The sequence below is a fragment of the Nisaea acidiphila genome (genome assembly GCF_024662015.1).
Lineage (GTDB): Bacteria > Pseudomonadota > Alphaproteobacteria > Thalassobaculales > Thalassobaculaceae > Nisaea > Nisaea acidiphila.
The window spans coordinates 477583-494940 of sequence record NZ_CP102480.1 but is presented as its reverse complement, the minus strand read 5'-3'; the positions used below and the strand labels follow the sequence as shown (position 1 = coordinate 494940).

Sequence of the window (17358 nt, the reverse complement as noted above, 5' to 3'; positions counted from 1 at the left end):
TCGTCGACAGCATATTCGCCCAATCAACGACCGTCTGATTGGGAACGTCATGGGCTTGGTGGAACCGCAAAACAAGATCGAGACCCTGCGCGTGCTGGAGAAAAAAGTGCTCTGGCTGGCGATGTGGATGATCCACAATGCCAACCACATCCGCCCCTCGCGCGACGGTATCAAGGTCGGCGGGCACCAGGCATCCTGCGCCTCCGTCGCGACCCTGATGACGGCACTCTATTTCGACGTGCTGAAGCCGCAGGACCGGGTGGCGGTGAAGCCCCATGCGAGTCCCATCTTCCACGCTATCCAGTACATGATGGGACGGCAGGACCAGTCCGCGTTGGAGCGCTTCCGGTCGCTTGGCGGGGCGCAATCCTATCCGTCCCGCACAAAGGACCGGGACGAGGTGGATTTCTCCACCGGCTCCGTCGGTCTCGGCGTTGCGATGACGCTTTTCGCCTCGATGGTGCAGGACTATGTCCGCCTGCATCACCTGATCCAGGACCAGGGCCTGCAGCAGCAGCCGGCCGGCCGCATGATCTCGATCATGGGCGATGCCGAGCTCGACGAAGGCAATATCTACGAGGCCATGCTCGAGGGCTGGAAATACGACGTCCGGAACCTCTGGTGGGTGATCGACTACAACCGCCAGAGCCTCGACGGCGTGGTCTCCGACGGCCTGTTTCAGAAGATCCGGCAGTTCTTCGGAACCGTCGACTGGAACGTCAACATGCTGAAATACGGCAAGAAGCTGCAGCGCGTGTTCGAGCTTCCGGGCGGCGAGGCGCTGGAGAACTGGATCGATGAGTGCCCGAACGATCTCTACAGCGCCCTGACCTTCAAGGGCCAGTCGGGAGGCGAGGGGAGCTGGCGCGAGCATCTGAAGAGGGATCTGCACGGCGTGAAGGGGATCAAGGCGATCCTCGACGACCATGACGACCATGCCCTGCATGAGCTGATGACCAATCTCGCGGGACACGACATGGAGGCCGTCCTGGACGCCTTCCACGGCGTGAAGGACGACAGTCCGCAATGTTTCATCGCCTACACGGTCAAGGGCTTCAACACGCCGCTCGCGGGTCACAAAGACAACCACGCGGGGCTGATGACACCGGATCAGATGGAGATGTTCCGCAGCCATATGGGTGTACCGGAAGGCGGGGAATGGGATCCTTTCGCACATCTGGAAATGCCGAAGGAAGAGGTGCGGGATTATATCGCCGGCGTTTCCTTCAACCGGGGCGGCTCGCGTATTCATCAGGCGGACAAGGTCGAGCTGCCGGACAGCCTCGCGATCAAGAAGCAGTCCCGGACCTCGACCCAGCAGGCTTTCGGCGCCGTTCTGAACGAGCTCGCCCGCGGCAATTCCGCGCTTGCCTCAAGGCTGGTGACGACCTCGCCGGACGTGACGGTCTCGACCAATCTCGGTCCCTGGGTGAACCAGCGCGGTATCTTCAGCCTCGACATGCGGAACGACGTCTTCCGCGACGAGAAGGTGGCCTCGGCGCAGAAATGGCTGCGCCACGGCGGTGGACAGCATTTCGAGCTCGGCATCGCCGAGAGCAATCTCTTCATCATGCTGGCGGCGCTCGGCCTTTCCGGCCCGCTTTTCGGCACGCGGCTGCTGCCGGTCGGCACACTCTACGATCCCTTCATCCAGCGCGGGCTCGATAGCCTGAACTATGCCTGCTACCAGGGCGCCCGCTTCATGGTGGTGGCGACCCCGTCAGGCATCTCGCTGGCACCGGAAGGCGGCGCGCATCAGTCGGTCTCGACGCCGCTGATCGGCATGGGGCAGCCCGGCCTGACCTCTTTCGAGCCGGCCTATACGGACGAGCTGGCGGAGATCATGGGCTGGGGCTTCGCGCATATGCAGGCCGATGACGGCGGCGCGGTCTATCTCCGGCTCTCGACCCGCCCGCTGGAACAGCCGGAACGCTCGATCACGGCGGATCTGCGCGAGGATATCGTCTCGGGCGGCTACTGGCTGCGCGAGCCGGGCCAGGACGCACCTGCGGTGATCGTTTTCACCGGGGCTGTGGCGCCCGAAGTGCTGCAGGCCTGCGAGATGCTGGAAGAGGAATTGCCGGGTGTCGGCGTGCTGGCGGTCACCAGCGCCGACCGGCTTTACTCTGGCTGGCAGGCCCGTATCCGCCGGCCGGACCTGCCGAAATCGCATCTGGAGAAGCTCATGGGCGAGCTCGGTCCGGAGGTCCGGATCGTCACCGTGCAGGACGGCCATCCGGCGACCCTCAGCTGGATCGGCAGTGCCCTCGGACGGCGTCTGTTCCCGCTCGGCGTGACCGGGTTCGGCCAGTCGGGCGATCTGCCGGATCTTTATCAGACTCACGGAATCGATGCCGAGGCGATCATGGATGCGGTGGCGGCGGCCTGCGTCGATACCGCCCGCGGCACGCCGATGGCGCTCTAAGCCTCAGGCGAAGCTGGCCTTCAGCCTGTAGCGCGGGATCGGGTGGTCCCATTCGCCGCCCTCCATCAGGCGGGCGGCGGCATAGCCCCAATCGTCCGACCCTTTCGCGCCCTTGCCATTACCGGCGACCGCGACAGCGAGATGGTCGCCCGCGACGAAATCGATATAGGGCAGGCCGGACTTGCTGTAGGTCGTCACGCAGGTGTCGGTATGCCGCTCCGGGCATTCCTTCAGCACCGGGATCAGCCGTTCGATCACATCTGTGAACTCGATCCGGTTGCGCTCCGAACCCGTCGACTTGAACCAGCCGTCCAGGTCGGCAAGCGATTTCAGCTGGGTGTCCGCTTCGGTTCCGATCCCGATCTTCACATAGGCGTGCCCGTCCGGATAGCGGATCGGCGGCAGGATGTAGGAGCCTGCGAACTTGTCGATGATGGTCGGCATGCCCTCCAGTACTTCCGCCGCGGCGTCGGTCACCCGGAACAGAACCACCGTCCGTCCGTAGACCGTGAGCGCCAGCGGGCGCGGCAGGAGCTTGCAGGCATCGGTATAGCCACCGGTCGCGATCAGCACGCGTTCCGCCTCAAGGGTGCGGCCGTCGTCTGTCGTCACCGCGACCGTCGAGCCCCGGACGTCGAGCGATTTCGCGGCTGCTCGGATGATTTCGGCGCCGTTCTTCTCCGCAACTCTGGTCTGCGCCCGGACAAGGGACCGCGGACTGACATAGCCAGCGGTCTCGGTTTCCCGAATCCCGGCGCAATCATTGGGAAGAGACAAAAAGGGATAGAGCTCGCGCATCGTGGAAGCGTCGATAGCGGTGGTGTTGCCTCCGTTTTCGCGTGCGAGGGCCACTGCGGGTTTCGTCTCTATGTCTTCCGAGCCGACGATCCCGAGGTAGCCCGCGGATGTGAAGAAATCGACCCCGCTCTCGGCCTCGATCTCGGGGTAGCGGGCAATGGAGCGCGCCGCGGTCAGCGACCATTCCGGTGCCGGGTCGTAGATCCGGGTCAGGCGCCCTTCGTCATAGTGGCTCGCGAACACACCGTCATGGCTCAGCCGGTACTCCGGCTCGTCGGGGCCGACAACGGCCACGCCGTCCTGCCAGGCAGACAGATGCCGTGCGGCGGCAGAGCCGATCAGTCCGCGGCCGACGATAATATGACGATACATGAAGAACGCTCCGGAAAACCAAACCGGGAGAGCCTAATCCCGATCCGGGACAGCTTCCAGCCTGAGCACGGTATTCCGGCGAACCCCGTCCGCAAATAAATGAACAGGGTAAGAGGCGGTGCCTCCCCGAGCAGTCTAGACGACCAGACCCGGCAATGCCGCGCTGAGCCAGACGAGAACGTTCAGAACGATCGCGCCAAGAATGACGCAGGAACGCTTCAGGTTATACGTTTCGACGGCCATGACCCTCTCCCCATGCCACTTCGCCAACTCCCAGGAAGACGAAAAGCAGCCCTTTCATGTGAACCATCGTATTGGGTGTTCACATACCTGACAAAGGAAATCCTTGCGCTCAAAGATGACTTTTTTGCGACCGGATAAGGGCAGCTTCTGCGCGTGTAAGACTGTCTAACTTGACAGCCATGCGGGTGAGGCAGACACAGGATCCAGGCGAGAATCATTGCCGGAAAGGGAGGCATGAGATGCTGGTAGGCGTTCCGAAGGAGATCAAGACGGATGAGAACCGGGTCGGCCTGATCCCGTCCAGCGTTCGCGAGCTCGTTCATCACGGGCACAAGGTCCTTGTCGAGACCCATGCCGGCTACGGCATCGGTCTCGACGACGATCAGTATGTCGCGGCGGGCGCGGAGATCGCGGACACCGCCGGGGAGATTTTCCGGCGCGCCGACATGATCGTGATGGTGAAGGAACCGCAGGCGGTCGAGTGCGAAATGCTGCGAGAGGGGCAGATCCTCTTCACTTACCTGCACCTCGCTCCCGACCTGCCGCAGACCACCGCGCTCGTCGAGAGCGGCTGTATCGCGATCGCCTACGAAACCGTCACCAGTGCGCGGGGCGGTCTGCCGCTCTTGGCCCCGATGAGCGAGGTGGCAGGCCGGATGGCGATCCAGGCGGGCGCCCATTGCCTCGAGAAGGCACAGGGCGGCAGCGGGACGTTGCTCGGAGGCGTACCGGGGGTTCCGGCCGGCAATGTCGTGGTGATCGGCGGCGGGGTGGTTGGCACAAACGCCGCGCGAATGGCGATGGGTCTCGAGGCCAAGGTGACGGTGATCGACCGGAACCTGGAGCGGCTCTACGAGTTGGACCTCCAGTTCGGGCCGATGCTGAACACGATCTACTCGACGGTGGATGCGATCGAGGAGCATGTCCTGCAGGCGGATCTCGTGGTCGGCGCGGTGCTGGTGCCGGGTGCCGCGGCGCCGAAACTGGTGACCCGGGAGCATGTCGCGAAAATGCGCCGTGGGGCCGTTCTCGTCGATGTCGCCATCGACCAGGGCGGCTGTTTCGAGACGTCGAAGCCGACCACGCACCGGGAGCCGACCTACCTGATCGACGATGTCGTGCACTATTGTGTCGCCAACATGCCGGGCGGCGTCGCGCGGACCTCTACCTTTGCGCTCAACAACGCGACGCTGCCATTCGTGCTGGCGCTTGCCGACAAGGGGGGACGGCAAGCGCTGGGCGAGGACCGGCATCTGTTGAACGGGCTCAATGTCCATCGCGGCGAGGTGACCTATAAAGCGGTCGCCGACGCGCACGGTCTCGCATTCAAACCGCCGGAAGAAGCGCTCGGCCTCTAGCCGGAAGCCGAACGGTTCCCGCCCGCCCGCCGCGAAACGCAAAAAATGGTTAATGCCGCACTGCGATTAATGTTAATAAACGTTGTCGCTCCAGAACGGAGCTGAACCGCCAGAACGGACGGTACGCGTGGCCGTAGAGAATTCGATCCGGACCAACACGAGCGCTTTCACAGCGCTGCGCACCCTCAATGCGATCAATCGCAAGGTTGAAACCGTGCAGAATCGGGTCTCGTCCGGCCTGAAAGTGACAGGTGCGGAAGTCGGCGCCTCGAATTTCGCGATTGCCCAAGGGCTGAGAGCGGAGCTTGCCGCTTATAAGGCCGTGAACCAGGGTCTTCATACAGCGCGCGGTGTGATCCAGGTCGCGCTCGCCGCTGCGACCGGCGTTTCCAATGTGCTGACCGACATGCGGGAAAAGACCGTTCAGGGCCGAAACGAGGGCCTGACGGCACAGCAGAGATCCATCGTCGCACGGGACTTCCTCGCGCTTCGCGACCAGTTCGACAGTCTCGTCAATAACGCGCGGTTCAACGACAAGAACCTCATCGTGAACGGATCTTCTGCCATGACCGTGCTGACCAATATCGGCGGTGGGACCTTTACGATCGACAATTACCAGATCAGCGCGATCGATCTGCAATTCGGCAACGCAGATGCGAATCTCGACAATGTTGCGAATTCGGAAGCGTCCGACGGTTACGTGGTCGAGGCGATCGATACGGTTGCCAATGCGCTGGCGGGGCTTGCGGCGTCGGCCCGTTTCATCGACTCGCAGATCGGCTTCAATGAGTCTCTGTCGGATGCGGCGGAGGAGGGATTGGGGAACATTGTCGACGCGGATATGGCGCGAAGTGCGGCAGAATTGACGGCGGTACAGGTGCAGCAGCAGCTTTCGACCCAGACGCTGTCCATCGCCAACCAGCGCCCCAGCGCGCTTCTCGGCCTGTTTTCCTGAGCTATCGCCGTGGTTGATAGAATAAAGATAAAATTAAAGATAAATCGCTTTCTAATTATTTGATTTATTAAAGATAAAATTGTTGAAGTCGATCCTGACGCTGCTTAACATTTCCCAACATTTCGCGGAAATCAGCCAAGCAGAATGCCGGCGCGCTGAAATGTACCTTGTTTCCAGAAGGGAGACCGGACATGAGCGACCTATCAACTTCCGATCCATCTTCCGGCACGGCGCCGGAAGAGGCTGCCGAAGACGAACGGATTACGGCGCGCGGATTTGACGGTGAGGCGTGGCCCTCCAGTCTGCGGACCGCGAGTGTGGGCGAACTCGCCATCGTCGCACATGCACTCTCAAGCGAATCCGGAACGGCTAACTGGTTCGACAGCGGTCTGAAATCCATCGTGGGCCCGGATCTGCATCTGGCGCCGAGGGCGGCACGCGTGCTCGCCTCCGCGGTGCGCCGGCGGCTCGCCCAGCAGACCATGACGATCGTGAACCGCAATCCGAAACGTCTTGGTGACCTGCAGAAGCCGGTGGCTCGCTGAGACCGCCCCTTATTTCGATAACCCGACCAGATCGCGCAATTTGTACCAGGTCATTCCGAGCGCCAGCAGTGCGGTTCGGGCCGGCCCGCCCGGGAAGCGGTAATTTGGCAGTTTCGCGAACAGGTCGAACCGCTCGGCGTCTCCTGCCATTGCTTCTGCAATGAGTTTGCCCGCCAGTCCTGTCAGGGCCACCCCGTGTCCCGAATATCCCTGTGCGTAATAGATATTTCCGTCGATCCGGCCGAAATCCGGCATCCGGGTAAAGGTGATGGCGATCTTGCCCGACCAGCAATAGTCGATATCGATCTCTGCGAGCTTCGGATAAACCCCGGCGATTTTTTTGCGCAGGGCGCCCGCCGCGTTTGTCAGCGGCCGTCCCGAATAGCTCGCAAGTCCGCCGAAGAGCAGGCGGTTATCCGGTGTCTTGCGGAAATAGTTCAATGCCGTGTTGCTGTCCGCCACAGCCTCGTCCCCGGGCAGGATGCGGGCGGTAAGCTCGGGCGGCAGCGGTGCCGTCGCCGCAACGGCGCTCAGGACCGGTGCGATCCGGTATTCGATCTCGGGCAGAAGGCTCCCGAGATAGGCGTTTCCGGCAAGAACGACCTGCCGCGCTCGGACCTTGCCTTTTTCGGTCTCCAACGCCACGCGGCTGCCGCGGGCTAGGCCGGTGACGCGGCTGTCCTCGAACAGGCGGGCGCCGGCTTTCTCTGCGGCGAAGGCGAGGCCGCGCAGATAGGCCAGCGGATTCATGTGACCGCTACCCTGTTCAAGCAACGCCGCGCGATAGATTTCGGATCCTGTCGCCGCCGCTGTTTCCTCGCGCGAGAGCAGTTTCATATCCCGGAAGCCGTAAGTTCCGGACCAGCTTTCCGCCATCTCTTCGAGCCCGCCCAATTGGCGGGCGTTGAGGGCCGCATGGAGATAGCCGCGGCGATAGCCGGCGGCGATACCGTGCCGTTCTATTCGGGCATTGATATCGCCGATGGCTTCGCTCGCCATATCCCACGCAATCTTTGCCTGTTCCATGCCGGCGGTGCGTTCGAAGACCGGCATGCCGCAGCTATATCCCATGCAGATCTGGCCGCCATTGCGCCCCGAGGCGCCGTCGCCGATCCGGCCGGCTTCCAGCAGCACGGTGTCGAATCCGCGTTCGGCGAAGTGCAAAGCGGCGGAGATTCCGGTGAGACCTCCGCCGATAACACAAACGTCTGCCTCGATTTCGTCCGCCAGAGCAGGACGCTTCTCGAATTCGGGGGTGATTGCGTGATAATAGGTCGCGTCGGTCATCGCGGTGGTCCGGATTGGAATTCTCAGCCATTACCACGCCGATCCAATCCGGGCGAGCCGTATGATCATGTCGAAACTGCTCTCGGAGCACTCATGTCGGTCGATCTCAGGGCCTGGATCAGCGAACGGCGAATTACGGAAGTGGAATGCATGGTCTCGGACCACGCGGGTATCCCGCGGGGCAAAATCCTGCCTGCCGCAAAATTTCTCGAGGGGATCGGAGAGCGCGGACTGCGTCTGCCGGAGGCGATCTTCGGGCAGGACGTGACTGGGGACTATATCGAGGAAAAGGATCTCGACCCGCGCCGCAGCGATATTTTCCTGATCCCGCAAGCAGACACCGTCCGCATGGTGCCTTGGTACAAGGAGCCCACGGCGCAGGTCATCAACGATGCCGTCTACGCCGACGGCAGCCCGGTGGACATTGCCCCGCGGGGCGTTCTGAAGCGCATCCTGAAGCTCTACGAGGAAAAGGGATGGCGTCCGGTGGTGGCGCCGGAGCTCGAATTCTTCCTCGTCAAGGTGAACCCGGATCCGGATTACCCGCTCGAGCCGCCGGTCGGGCGTTCCGGGCGACCGGAGACAGCGCGCCAGGCCTTCGGCATCGACGCGGTGAACGAATTCGATCCGCTGTTCGAGGACATCTACGACTATTGCGAGGCGCAGGCGATCGATGTCGACACGCTGAGCCACGAGGCCGGCGCGGCGCAGATGGAGATCAACTTCAATCACGGCGATCCGCTCGAACTCGCGGATCAGGCCTTTCTGTTCAAGCGGACGGTCCGCCAGGCAGCCCTCGACCACAAGGTCTACGCGACTTTCATGGCCAAACCGATGCAGGGCGAGCCTGGCAGCGCGATGCATGTGCATCAGAGCGTTTACGATGCCAAGACCGGCCGGAACCTCTTCGCCAACGAGGACGGTACCCATTCGGAAGCTTTCCTGCATTTTATCGGCGGGTTGCAGAAGTATCTGCCGGCCGGCATGCCGTTTCTGGCGCCCTATGTGAATTCGTACCGTCGGCTCATCCCCGACAGCGATGCGCCGATCAACATGCATTGGGGCGTCGACAACCGGACCACGGGGCTGCGCGTGCCGGTCTCCGGCGCGGAGCAGCGCCGTGTGGAGAACCGGGTCGCCGGGGCCGACGCCAACCCCTATCTCGCCATGGCGGCCTCGCTTGCCTGCGGTTATCTCGGCCTGGTCGAGGAGATCGAGCCCTCGGCCCCGATCGAGACCAGCGCCTATTCGCTCGCCGCCAAGCTGCCGCGCCACCTGGAAGATGCGCTGATGCGCCTCAATCGGGCCAAACCGCTGAAGGAGATTCTCGGCCAGCGTTTCGTCGATGTCTTCACCGCCGTGAAGCTCGCGGAATCCAACGCGTATCAGAAGGTGATCAGCGCCTGGGAACGGGAGTATCTGCTGCTCAATGTCTGAAGCCGTCGCTCCGGAATCGCTGCCGACGGTCGAAAGTACCGGAGGCACCATAGAGTTCCCCGTCATGGCCGACGGGGTGCGGATCCGGATCGCGCGCTTTCCGGCTCCGGGCGGTGCTGCCGCGGGCACCGTCCTGATGCTGCCGGGCTTTACCGAGTTCATCGAGAAGGCGCTCGAGACGATCGGTGAATTGCGTGCCCGCGGATACGGGGTGATTACCCTGGACTGGCGCGGGCAGGGGCTTTCGGACCGGCTTTTGGCCAACCGGCGCATGGGGCACATCGCCGACATGGCGCATTTCCTGAACGATCTGGAACAGGTGCTGACCCTGACCCGGTTCCGCGAGCAGCCTGGACCGCTGGTCCTCTATGGCCATTCCATGGGTGGGCATCTCGCACTCCGCGCCGCGCACGATCATCCGGGGCTCTTCAGCCGCGTGATCCTCTCGGCGCCGATGGCGGATATCGAAACAGGCGCCTGGCCGCGTCCGGTCGCCTACGGCCTCGCGCGGACGGCGGTCGGCGTCGGTTTCGGCAAGAATTACGTGCCCGGAACCGGCCCTTATAGCGACAAGTACCGCGGGTTCGAAGGCAACCCCCTGACCGGTGACCCTGTCCGTTTCGCCCGCATCCATGCCCAGATCGACGCCAATCCGGACCTTGCGCTCGGCGGGCCGAGTTACCAATGGTTCTACTCCGCGTTACGGTCGATTCGCCTCGTAAACCGGAAGGCCTACCTCTCGCGGATCACAGTGCCTGTTCTGATCCTGAGCGCCGGCGACGAGATGGTGGTCTCCAATGCGGCCCAGCACGAGATCGCATCGATGCTGCCGGATTGCCGGCTCGTCAGTTTCGAGGGCGCGCGGCATGAACTTCTGCTCGAACGCGACGAACTCCGCGAGAAGGTCTGGGGGGAGGTCGACGCGTTTCTCATCGAAGGTATCTGCCCGGCCGATTAAGCAGCGGTGGCGGCATCCCGGTTGCCGGTGGCAGGGAGTTCGAGCTTTCTCCGGCGGACGATGGATAATGTTCCAATCCCGGCCAGGGCGAGCGCGAGACCGGACGCGATCGTTCGCGTCACGTTCCAGAATTGCCATTCCTTGGAATACCCAGTCCAGATATCTTCGGCGGCGGCGACCGATTCTGGAACCGCAAGCCTGGCGAGCGCTTCGTTCATCGGTACGTTGATTGCCATGGTCAGCACGGCTCCGAAGAGCAGATAAACGATCCCGGATGCAGCGAACCAGAGGGCCGCGGCACGATGTACAGGCCAGGCGATCAGCGCCGTCAGCGCGAGCACGAGGGGCGTGCCGAAAAAGGCAGGCGCGAATACGGCATTTCGCACCGATGCGTTCATCGCCTGCATGGCGGCAATCGCGACGCGTGGATCGGCGGCGTCCAGCCCCCACATCGTCGAACAGACCCACGCATAGAAAAAGCCGAATATCGCTCCGCAGAAAAGGAGGCTGATCACGGCGAACATTTCGACGGGGCGGCGCATCCGGTGCTCCTTGCTTTGATGATCCAAATTTTTAGTGTACATATATGTACGCTTATGGAGAGGCAAGCAGAATTTGAGGCTCGAGATGAGGACGGAAACGAGGGCGGAGCGGCATCGGGAGATATCGCGCGTTGCCTATGACCTCTTGCGTGCATATGGCTACAACGCGACCTCGATGCTGCGCATTGCCAAGGCGGCGAAGGCGTCGAACCAGACCATGTACCGGTGGTATGGCGACAAGCGCGGATTGTTCCAGCGCATGGTTGAGGACAATGCCGGACTGATCCGTGACGGGCTCGGAAAGGCCATGGCGGAGACGGAAGATCCGCTGGTTGCGCTGGAGCGTCTCGGGCCGGTCCTGATCTGCGTATTGCTTTCAGAGCGCCCCATCCTGCTGAACCGGGCCGCCGCTTCCGACTGCACGGGAGAACTTGGCCGTGTCATCGCCGAGGGCGGACGGAACAAGATTGTGCCTCTGATCGAGGAATTGGTGGCTCGCGCAATGCGCGGCGGGACATTAAAATTCGACTCCGCTGCTGCCGCGGCCAACTGGTATGTCGATCTGATGATCGGCGATCTGCAGATCCGTCGGGTCATCGACGCAATCGAGGCACCGACTCAGAAAGAGGTCACGGCAAGAGCCAATTCGGCTTTCGCCGCCTTTCTCACCCTCGGCCGTGCGTCGGTTTCAAATTCACAAGAGTGAGGTGCGCCAAGGTGGTCTTTCCACCACGGCAGGCCCATGCTTTGATGAGAAATGGGACACCAGAATCCCGATTTCGGAGGAACTCTCATGCTCCTGATCGAGCGTATTTTCGCCAAGATCACGATCTGGCTTTGCGATCTATTCGAACTGACGCAGGTCGATATCGACCGTTACAAGGAGCGCGAACTCGGGATCGCGCCGGTACCGCACCACGTCGAGAGCGCGCGCGCCGCGGAGCGTGCCCAGATGGTGGTGCGCTTCCGCCGGTAGAAAACTGAAAAACTAATTTGACGGGGGAGGCGCGCATGGGACGCGTGGAGGGCAAGGTCGCCATCGTCACGGGGGCCGGCTCGATCGGGCCTGGATGGGGTAACGGCAAGGCAAGCGCCACGCTGATGGCGCGCGAAGGCGCGAAAGTGGTCTGCGCAGATATCAATCTCGAAGCGGCGGAAGAGACGCGCTCGATCATCGAGGGAGAGGGCGGGGAGGCGATCGCTGTCCGTTGCGACGTTTCCTCGAAGGCCGAGGTGGCTGCGATGACCGAGGCCGCTCTGGGGGCTTTCGGTGGGATCGACATTCTGCACAACAATGTCGGCATTGCCGTGGTCGGAGGTGTCGAGGGAACCGATATCGAGACCTGGGACCGGGTCGCAAAGGTCAATCTTACAAGCGCATTCCTCTGCACCAAGGCAGCCGTTCCGCACATGCTGGAGCGGGGCGGGGGCGCGATCGTTCATACCTCCTCGATTGCCGGTATCCGTCACACCGGCGTCGATTACATCACCTATTCGACCACGAAAGGGGCGCTGATTCCGTTCTCCCGCTCCGTTGCGCTGGAATATGCCGCCCGCAATATCCGGTCGAACTGCGTGCTGCCGGGGCTGATGAAGACACCGATGATCGAGGTCGGTCTGCCGGATGCCTATTCCGAGGGCGATATCGACGAGATGCACCGGCTGCGGGACGCGCAATGTCCGATGGGCCACATGGGCGATGCCTGGGACGTGGCAAGGGCGGTGCTGTTCCTCGCGTCGGACGATGCGCGCTACATCACCGGAACCGAACTCGTCGTCGATGGTGGAGTTACCGCGAAATTTAGCTGACAGACGACACCGACTACGGCCACAAATTTTTGAAACTATTGTACAAAGCGCTAAGCTACGCTACGGTTTTTGAAGGGAGACCGGAACCGTGGAGCAATTGCATGGTAATGGCACCGCATGGGAATCGTGCAATCTGGACAGATGGCAGGATTTTGATGTCGCGAAACACAGGTCCCTTCAATCTCGAAGCACTTATTTTGTCGACGGAGCGGACTCGGGAAGAGCGCATCCGCTTGACGGAATCCGGACCATGGGGATCTGTCGCCATCATTGACGGCAGCGTGATGTTCACGGCCGAAGCCTTGGATATGATCCGGCAAAACATGCGGGACCCGGAGCGCAATGGAAACCTTGTCGCGTCCGCTTTCGTCGTTTCGCCAGAAACCGAAGGATACCATTTGTGCGAAGCGATCCTCGGCCCGGTATATGCGCTGGCCGGTGCGGCGTTCCGCATTTTCGAGGATGTTGACACGGCCCGGATGTGGGTCGCGGCCAAGATTGACGCGGCCGCGAACGGCGAAGTCGGAGACTGCGCCTAGCCACCTTTTCACCGTCGGCGCTGCTCGCAGTGCAAATATGCACCGTCTAGGCCGTCCAAGCCTTTCGTATTAGCCGGAATGCGAGCGGCGCAAGAACCACGATGAAAGCGATCCGGAAGAGATGGTGGGTGGCGACGAACGCGACGTCCTGCCCGATCCCGAGCGCCACCATGCTCATTTCCGCGAGCCCGCCGGGCGCGTAGGCCAGCACGAGCACATACCAGGGCAGCCCCACCAGATCCTGCAGCAGGAAGCCGGCGGCGACGGCGGTGGAAAGCAGGATCAGCGAGGCGCCGAAGGAAGTCTGGATGATCTTCAGGACCTCGCTCACCCGTGTTCCCGCGAAGCGGCAGCCGACGCCGGTTCCGATCACGACCTGGGCCGCGGCGATCAGCATGCTGGGCGGCGCGCTCTTGCTCCAGCCCGTCAGATGCACGACGAGGCTCAGCACCATGGCGCCGAGCAAGGGAGCGGCGGGCAGTTTCAGCCGGCGGGCGACGAGCGGGCCGACAATGGCGCAGCCCGCCATCAGCGCCCATTCATGTGCCGGAATGTCGAAACCGTTTCCGGGCGGCAGCATGCCGGACTGCGGCTCGTAGCCGCCGAATATCCGGAACAGGAACGGGATGATCATGACCACGATCAGAATGCGCGAAGCGTGGGTGAGGGCAATGATCCGGTCGTCGCCGCCCATCGCCTTGCCGACGATGACCATCTCGTTGAGTCCTCCCGGAGAGGAGGAGAAATAGGCGGTGACCGGATCGTATTTCGCCACCTTGCGCAGGAACAGCAAGACCAGCACCAGGGCGACGATCCCATAGAAAAACAGGCCCGTGACGGAGACGGCCCATTTGCCCAGGTGATCGAGCAGCTCCGGCTTGAAGGCGCTCCCGAGCATGACCCCGAGGATGGCGATCATCACCATCCGCACCGGCTGCGGCAGTCCAATATTGAGACCCGCGATGGAACAGATCGTGGTTGCGACCATCGCTCCCATCATCCAGGGGAGCGGCAGTTTGAGAAAGGCGAAGAGAAATCCCCCGGCAGTGCCGATGGCAATGGCAACCAGGGCCTTTCGCAGGACATGCTGACGGGTTTCCGGTGTCGCCTGCGAGCCGGAGGGGGCGGATTCTGATGCGCCGGGCGCTGTGGGGTCTGTCAAATCGTGATTCGTCCCGGCGGTCGCCGGGCGCTTTCTCGGTATTCGGGAATGGAAGTCTCAGTATAAAGCGGGAACGGGTGGTTATTCAATAAAACGGCCGAGACGGACGGCGGTCAGTCCGCGGCTGAGCCGCCTTGTCGGCATGACCAGGATGCAGTCGTCATGCGGTGTCAGCACCGGTTCGTCGCCGTCACGGCCGATTTCTGTGCCTGCTTTGGGGATGACCTCCATCCCTCGGAAATCGCCATGAAACCGGAAGGCATCGGTCTTCACCGTCACCGCTCGCACGATTTCGACAACCTTCTGCGCCGGCGGCGCGGAAGGTCCGCAGCGTTCTTCGAGCGTCTCGCGCCCGATCTGTCCGACGGCGTGCAGGAAACGGTAGGTCACATCGATCGCGACCGACGCGGCGGCACTGGACCAGTGCTGCCCGCACTCGACCAGCAAGGCGGTGCGCGGGTCGTCCGGATCGTCGAAAAAATCGTAGTCGCGCAGGCGGCGGCCCGCCTTGTGTCCCGCATCGAGCACGATCAGCGGCGGCGCCCCGACCTGTTCCGCCAGCGTCCGTCCTTTGGCATGCCGGCCGGCGAGTACCAGAGGGCCCGTCGCATGCTGCATGGAGTGCAGATCGAGCAGGATTTCCGACTTGGTGACGAGTGGCCGGATCTCCCGTGCGCGGGCACGCTCCAGGCTCCGCGTCTTGTCCTGAAGCATTTCGAGATCCCAGACCCGATTGAAATCCTCGTCGATGAAGCGCGACAAGGCGGGGTAATCGGCGCGGAACTCCGCATAGGCCGCGACATTGCAGAAGCCGAGCGTGAGACGGCCGAGGAGGGGGCGGATGTCGTGGCGGAAAAGATCGTCGAGAGCGATAGCGCCGCACAGCTCGTTGCCGTGAACAAGCGCCGTGATCAGGACCTCGGGACCCGCGCGGCCAGACTCGAACGTGGTGAAATAGGGAACGCCTGAGTTGCCGTCCCGATAGGGCGAGATATCCGGAGCTTCAAGCTCGACGGGATAGTCGTCCGAAAGCGCTGCCGGAACGGCATCGGACATGGGCAGTTCCCCCCACCTGTTGCCATCGAACGGTTTTCCGGCCGTTTTCAAGATCGTAGCGCGAAGCTCTGGCGGGCGACAAGCCGTGGTATTCCCGTATGCCCGCACTGGCCTTGCGGTGCCGAATTTTATGCGCCATGCTCGACCCTTCCAAAGCGCCGGAAATTTATACAACCGACGCAAAATCAATCTGTGACTGACGACAGGAGGCAGGGATGAAGGCACTGCGCAGGCTTGGTCTTGCGGCCGTGGCGCTATCCGCTATGACCACGAATGTTCTGGCCGCCGATATCGTGATCGGCGTTCGCTCGGAACCGTCCTCTATGGACCCGTACTTCCACAATCTCGGACCGAACAACGGCATGATCGGCCATGTGTTCGGCCGTCTCGTCGATTTCGACTCCAACCAGCAGATCTTCGGCTCGATCGCCGAATCCTGGAAGACGGTCAACGACACCACCTGGGAGTTCAAACTCCGTCCGGGGCTGAAGTTCCACGACGGCTCCGACCTGACCGTCGACGACGTGATTTTCTCTTTCGAGCGCGCCGACGGCTATGAAGGCGGCAACTCCAGCTTCCGCACCTACACCAAGGGCAAGAAGCTGGTGAAGGTCGACGACCTTACGCTCCACATCGTGACGGAATCGCCCTATCCGCTGATGGCGAACGACCTGACGACGATCCTGATCATGTCGTCCGAAGCCAAGGGCACCGACAGCACCGGCACGAACAAAGGCATCTCCGCGAAGGACTTCAACGACGGCACCGCCACGGTGGGGACCGGCCCGTATAAGTTCGTCGAGTGGAAGAAGGGCGAGCAGATCGTCCTTGAGAAGTACGACGGCTATATCGGCCCGATCGCTCAACCCTGGGACAAGGTGACCTTCAAGTTCATCAAGTCCGAGCCGGCCCGTGTCGCGGCCCTGCTGGCGGGTGACGTCGATGCGATCGACAACGTGCCGACGGTCGATGTCGCGCGTCTGGAAAAGGATCCGCGCGTCGCGCTGAGCTCCGGTATCTCAAACCGCGTGATCTACCTTCACATGGACCAGTTCCGGGACAAGTCGCCTTTCGTGACTGACAAGAACGGCAACCCGCTGGACAAGAATCCGCTGAAGGACGCCCGCGTCCGCAAGGCGATTTCGATGATGATCAACCGCGACGCCATCGTGGAGCGGGTGATGGAAGGGATCGCCATTCCGGCCGGCCAGCTGCTGCCGAAAGGCTTCTTCGGCGTGTCGTCGAACCTGAAGCCGGATCCCTACGATCCTGCGGCCGCGAAGAAGCTTCTCGCGGAAGCCGGTTGGGCTGACGGGTTCGGCCTGACGATTCATGGTCCGAACGACCGTTACATCAACGACGCGAAGATCGCCGAGGCGATCGGCCAGTTGCTGACGGCCAACGGTATTCCGACCAAGGTCGTGACCATGCCGAAGAACGTCTACTTCAAGCGCGCGTCCAAGGGCGGTCCGGACGGCTCCCCGGAGTTCAGCTTCGTGCTGGTCGGCTGGGGTTCTGGCACCGGTGAGGCCTCCTCGCCGATCAAGTCGCTGCTGGCGACCCACGACAAGTCCAAGGGCATGGGCGCGTCCAACCGCGGTCGTCATTCCGATCCGAAGGTTGACGACCTGCTGAAGCAGGCGCTCGCGACGGTGGACGACGCGAAGCGGCAGGAGCTGCTGGCCAAGGCGACGGACATTGCCATCGGTGAGAACCAGGGCATCATTCCGCTGCACTATCAGGTCAACACCTGGGCCACGAAGAAGGGTCTGAAATACGCGCCGCGCACGGATGAGCGCACAACCGCGTACGATTTCAGCGCCGAATAACAAAAAACAATGGAAAGCGGCCGGGCGCGTTCCCGGCCGCTTT

At 62.3% G+C, this 17358-nt stretch carries 16 protein-coding genes; 11 read left to right on the top strand and 5 right to left on the bottom strand.

Annotation, left to right across the window (positions count from 1 at the left end):
- The first annotated feature begins 49 nt into the window (after positions 1 to 49).
- Positions 50 to 2425 carry a thiamine pyrophosphate-binding protein gene (locus tag NUH88_RS02450; RefSeq protein WP_372743541.1) on the top strand — a complete coding sequence of 792 codons (2376 nt, stop codon included), beginning with the start codon at positions 50 to 52 and terminating at the stop codon, positions 2423 to 2425.
- Positions 2426 to 2428: 3 nt separating this feature from the next.
- On the opposite strand, the gene NUH88_RS02445 is transcribed toward NUH88_RS02450, so the two are convergent.
- A complete protein-coding gene (locus NUH88_RS02445; RefSeq protein WP_257769747.1) occupies positions 2429 to 3595 on the bottom strand; it encodes an NAD(P)/FAD-dependent oxidoreductase in 1167 nt (388 codons plus the stop codon).
- Between the two features lie 482 nt (positions 3596 to 4077).
- Here NUH88_RS02445 and ald point away from each other — a divergent pair, with 482 nt between their 5' ends.
- From ald to NUH88_RS02430, 3 genes are all read left to right on the top strand, one after another.
- Positions 4078 to 5196 carry an alanine dehydrogenase gene (gene ald, locus NUH88_RS02440; protein ID WP_257769746.1) on the top strand — a complete coding sequence of 373 codons (1119 nt, stop codon included), beginning with the start codon at positions 4078 to 4080 and terminating at the stop codon, positions 5194 to 5196.
- A 127-nt stretch (positions 5197 to 5323) separates the two neighbouring features.
- The gene (locus NUH88_RS02435) at positions 5324 to 6151 is read left to right on the top strand and encodes a flagellin (RefSeq protein WP_257769745.1); all 828 of its coding nucleotides are present in this window, start codon (positions 5324 to 5326) and stop codon (positions 6149 to 6151) included.
- A gap of 191 nt (positions 6152 to 6342) precedes the next feature.
- Positions 6343 to 6696, top strand: a complete 354-nt coding sequence (locus tag NUH88_RS02430) for a hypothetical protein (RefSeq protein WP_257769744.1) — start codon at positions 6343 to 6345, stop codon at positions 6694 to 6696.
- Between the two features lie 9 nt (positions 6697 to 6705).
- Here the strand turns inward: NUH88_RS02430 and NUH88_RS02425 are convergent, their stop codons facing one another.
- A complete protein-coding gene (locus NUH88_RS02425; RefSeq protein ID WP_257769743.1) occupies positions 6706 to 7983 on the bottom strand; it encodes an NAD(P)/FAD-dependent oxidoreductase in 1278 nt (425 codons plus the stop codon).
- Positions 7984 to 8076: 93 nt separating this feature from the next.
- Here NUH88_RS02425 and NUH88_RS02420 point away from each other — a divergent pair, with 93 nt between their 5' ends.
- Together NUH88_RS02420 and NUH88_RS02415 are read left to right on the top strand one after the other, a co-directional pair.
- The gene (locus NUH88_RS02420; RefSeq protein WP_257769742.1) at positions 8077 to 9420 is read left to right on the top strand and encodes a glutamine synthetase family protein; all 1344 of its coding nucleotides are present in this window, start codon (positions 8077 to 8079) and stop codon (positions 9418 to 9420) included.
- Positions 9413 to 10378, top strand: a complete 966-nt coding sequence (locus tag NUH88_RS02415; protein WP_257769741.1) for an alpha/beta fold hydrolase — start codon at positions 9413 to 9415, stop codon at positions 10376 to 10378. Before NUH88_RS02420 ends, NUH88_RS02415 begins: the two co-directional genes overlap by 8 nt.
- On the opposite strand, the gene NUH88_RS02410 is transcribed toward NUH88_RS02415, so the two are convergent.
- Complete coding sequence (locus NUH88_RS02410) at positions 10375 to 10920, bottom strand: anthrone oxygenase family protein (protein ID WP_257769739.1); 546 nt, start codon at positions 10918 to 10920, stop codon at positions 10375 to 10377. The two genes, NUH88_RS02415 and NUH88_RS02410, sit on opposite strands and share 4 nt — an antisense overlap.
- 85 nt (positions 10921 to 11005) lie before the next feature.
- On the opposite strand from NUH88_RS02410, the gene NUH88_RS02405 reads away from it, so the two are divergent.
- The 4 genes from NUH88_RS02405 (at position 11006) to NUH88_RS02390 (ending at position 13268) form a co-directional block, all read left to right on the top strand.
- Positions 11006 to 11626, top strand: coding sequence for a TetR/AcrR family transcriptional regulator (locus NUH88_RS02405; protein ID WP_257769738.1), 621 nt, complete (start codon positions 11006 to 11008; stop codon positions 11624 to 11626).
- A gap of 87 nt (positions 11627 to 11713) precedes the next feature.
- The gene (locus NUH88_RS02400) at positions 11714 to 11896 is read left to right on the top strand and encodes a hypothetical protein (protein ID WP_257769737.1); all 183 of its coding nucleotides are present in this window, start codon (positions 11714 to 11716) and stop codon (positions 11894 to 11896) included.
- Positions 11897 to 11931: 35 nt separating this feature from the next.
- Positions 11932 to 12729: an SDR family NAD(P)-dependent oxidoreductase gene (locus NUH88_RS02395; RefSeq protein WP_257769736.1), complete on the top strand. Its 798-nt coding sequence runs from the start codon at positions 11932 to 11934 to the stop codon at positions 12727 to 12729.
- 101 nt (positions 12730 to 12830) lie between these two features.
- Entirely contained in the window at positions 12831 to 13268 is a 438-nt protein-coding gene (locus NUH88_RS02390) for a hypothetical protein (protein ID WP_257769735.1), read from the top strand.
- A 46-nt stretch (positions 13269 to 13314) separates the two neighbouring features.
- On the opposite strand, the gene NUH88_RS02385 is transcribed toward NUH88_RS02390, so the two are convergent.
- Both NUH88_RS02385 and NUH88_RS02380 read right to left on the bottom strand, forming a co-directional pair.
- On the bottom strand, positions 13315 to 14430 hold the full coding sequence (locus NUH88_RS02385; RefSeq protein WP_257769734.1) for an AbrB family transcriptional regulator: 1116 nt from the start codon (positions 14428 to 14430) through the stop codon (positions 13315 to 13317).
- Positions 14431 to 14511: 81 nt separating this feature from the next.
- Positions 14512 to 15486 (bottom strand): M14 family metallopeptidase, encoded by a 975-nt coding sequence (locus NUH88_RS02380; protein WP_257769733.1) that lies wholly within the window; start codon positions 15484 to 15486, stop codon positions 14512 to 14514.
- Between the two features lie 215 nt (positions 15487 to 15701).
- Here NUH88_RS02380 and NUH88_RS02375 point away from each other — a divergent pair, with 215 nt between their 5' ends.
- Entirely contained in the window at positions 15702 to 17315 is a 1614-nt protein-coding gene (locus NUH88_RS02375; protein WP_257769732.1) for an ABC transporter substrate-binding protein, read from the top strand.
- Positions 17316 to 17358: the final 43 nt, after the last annotated feature.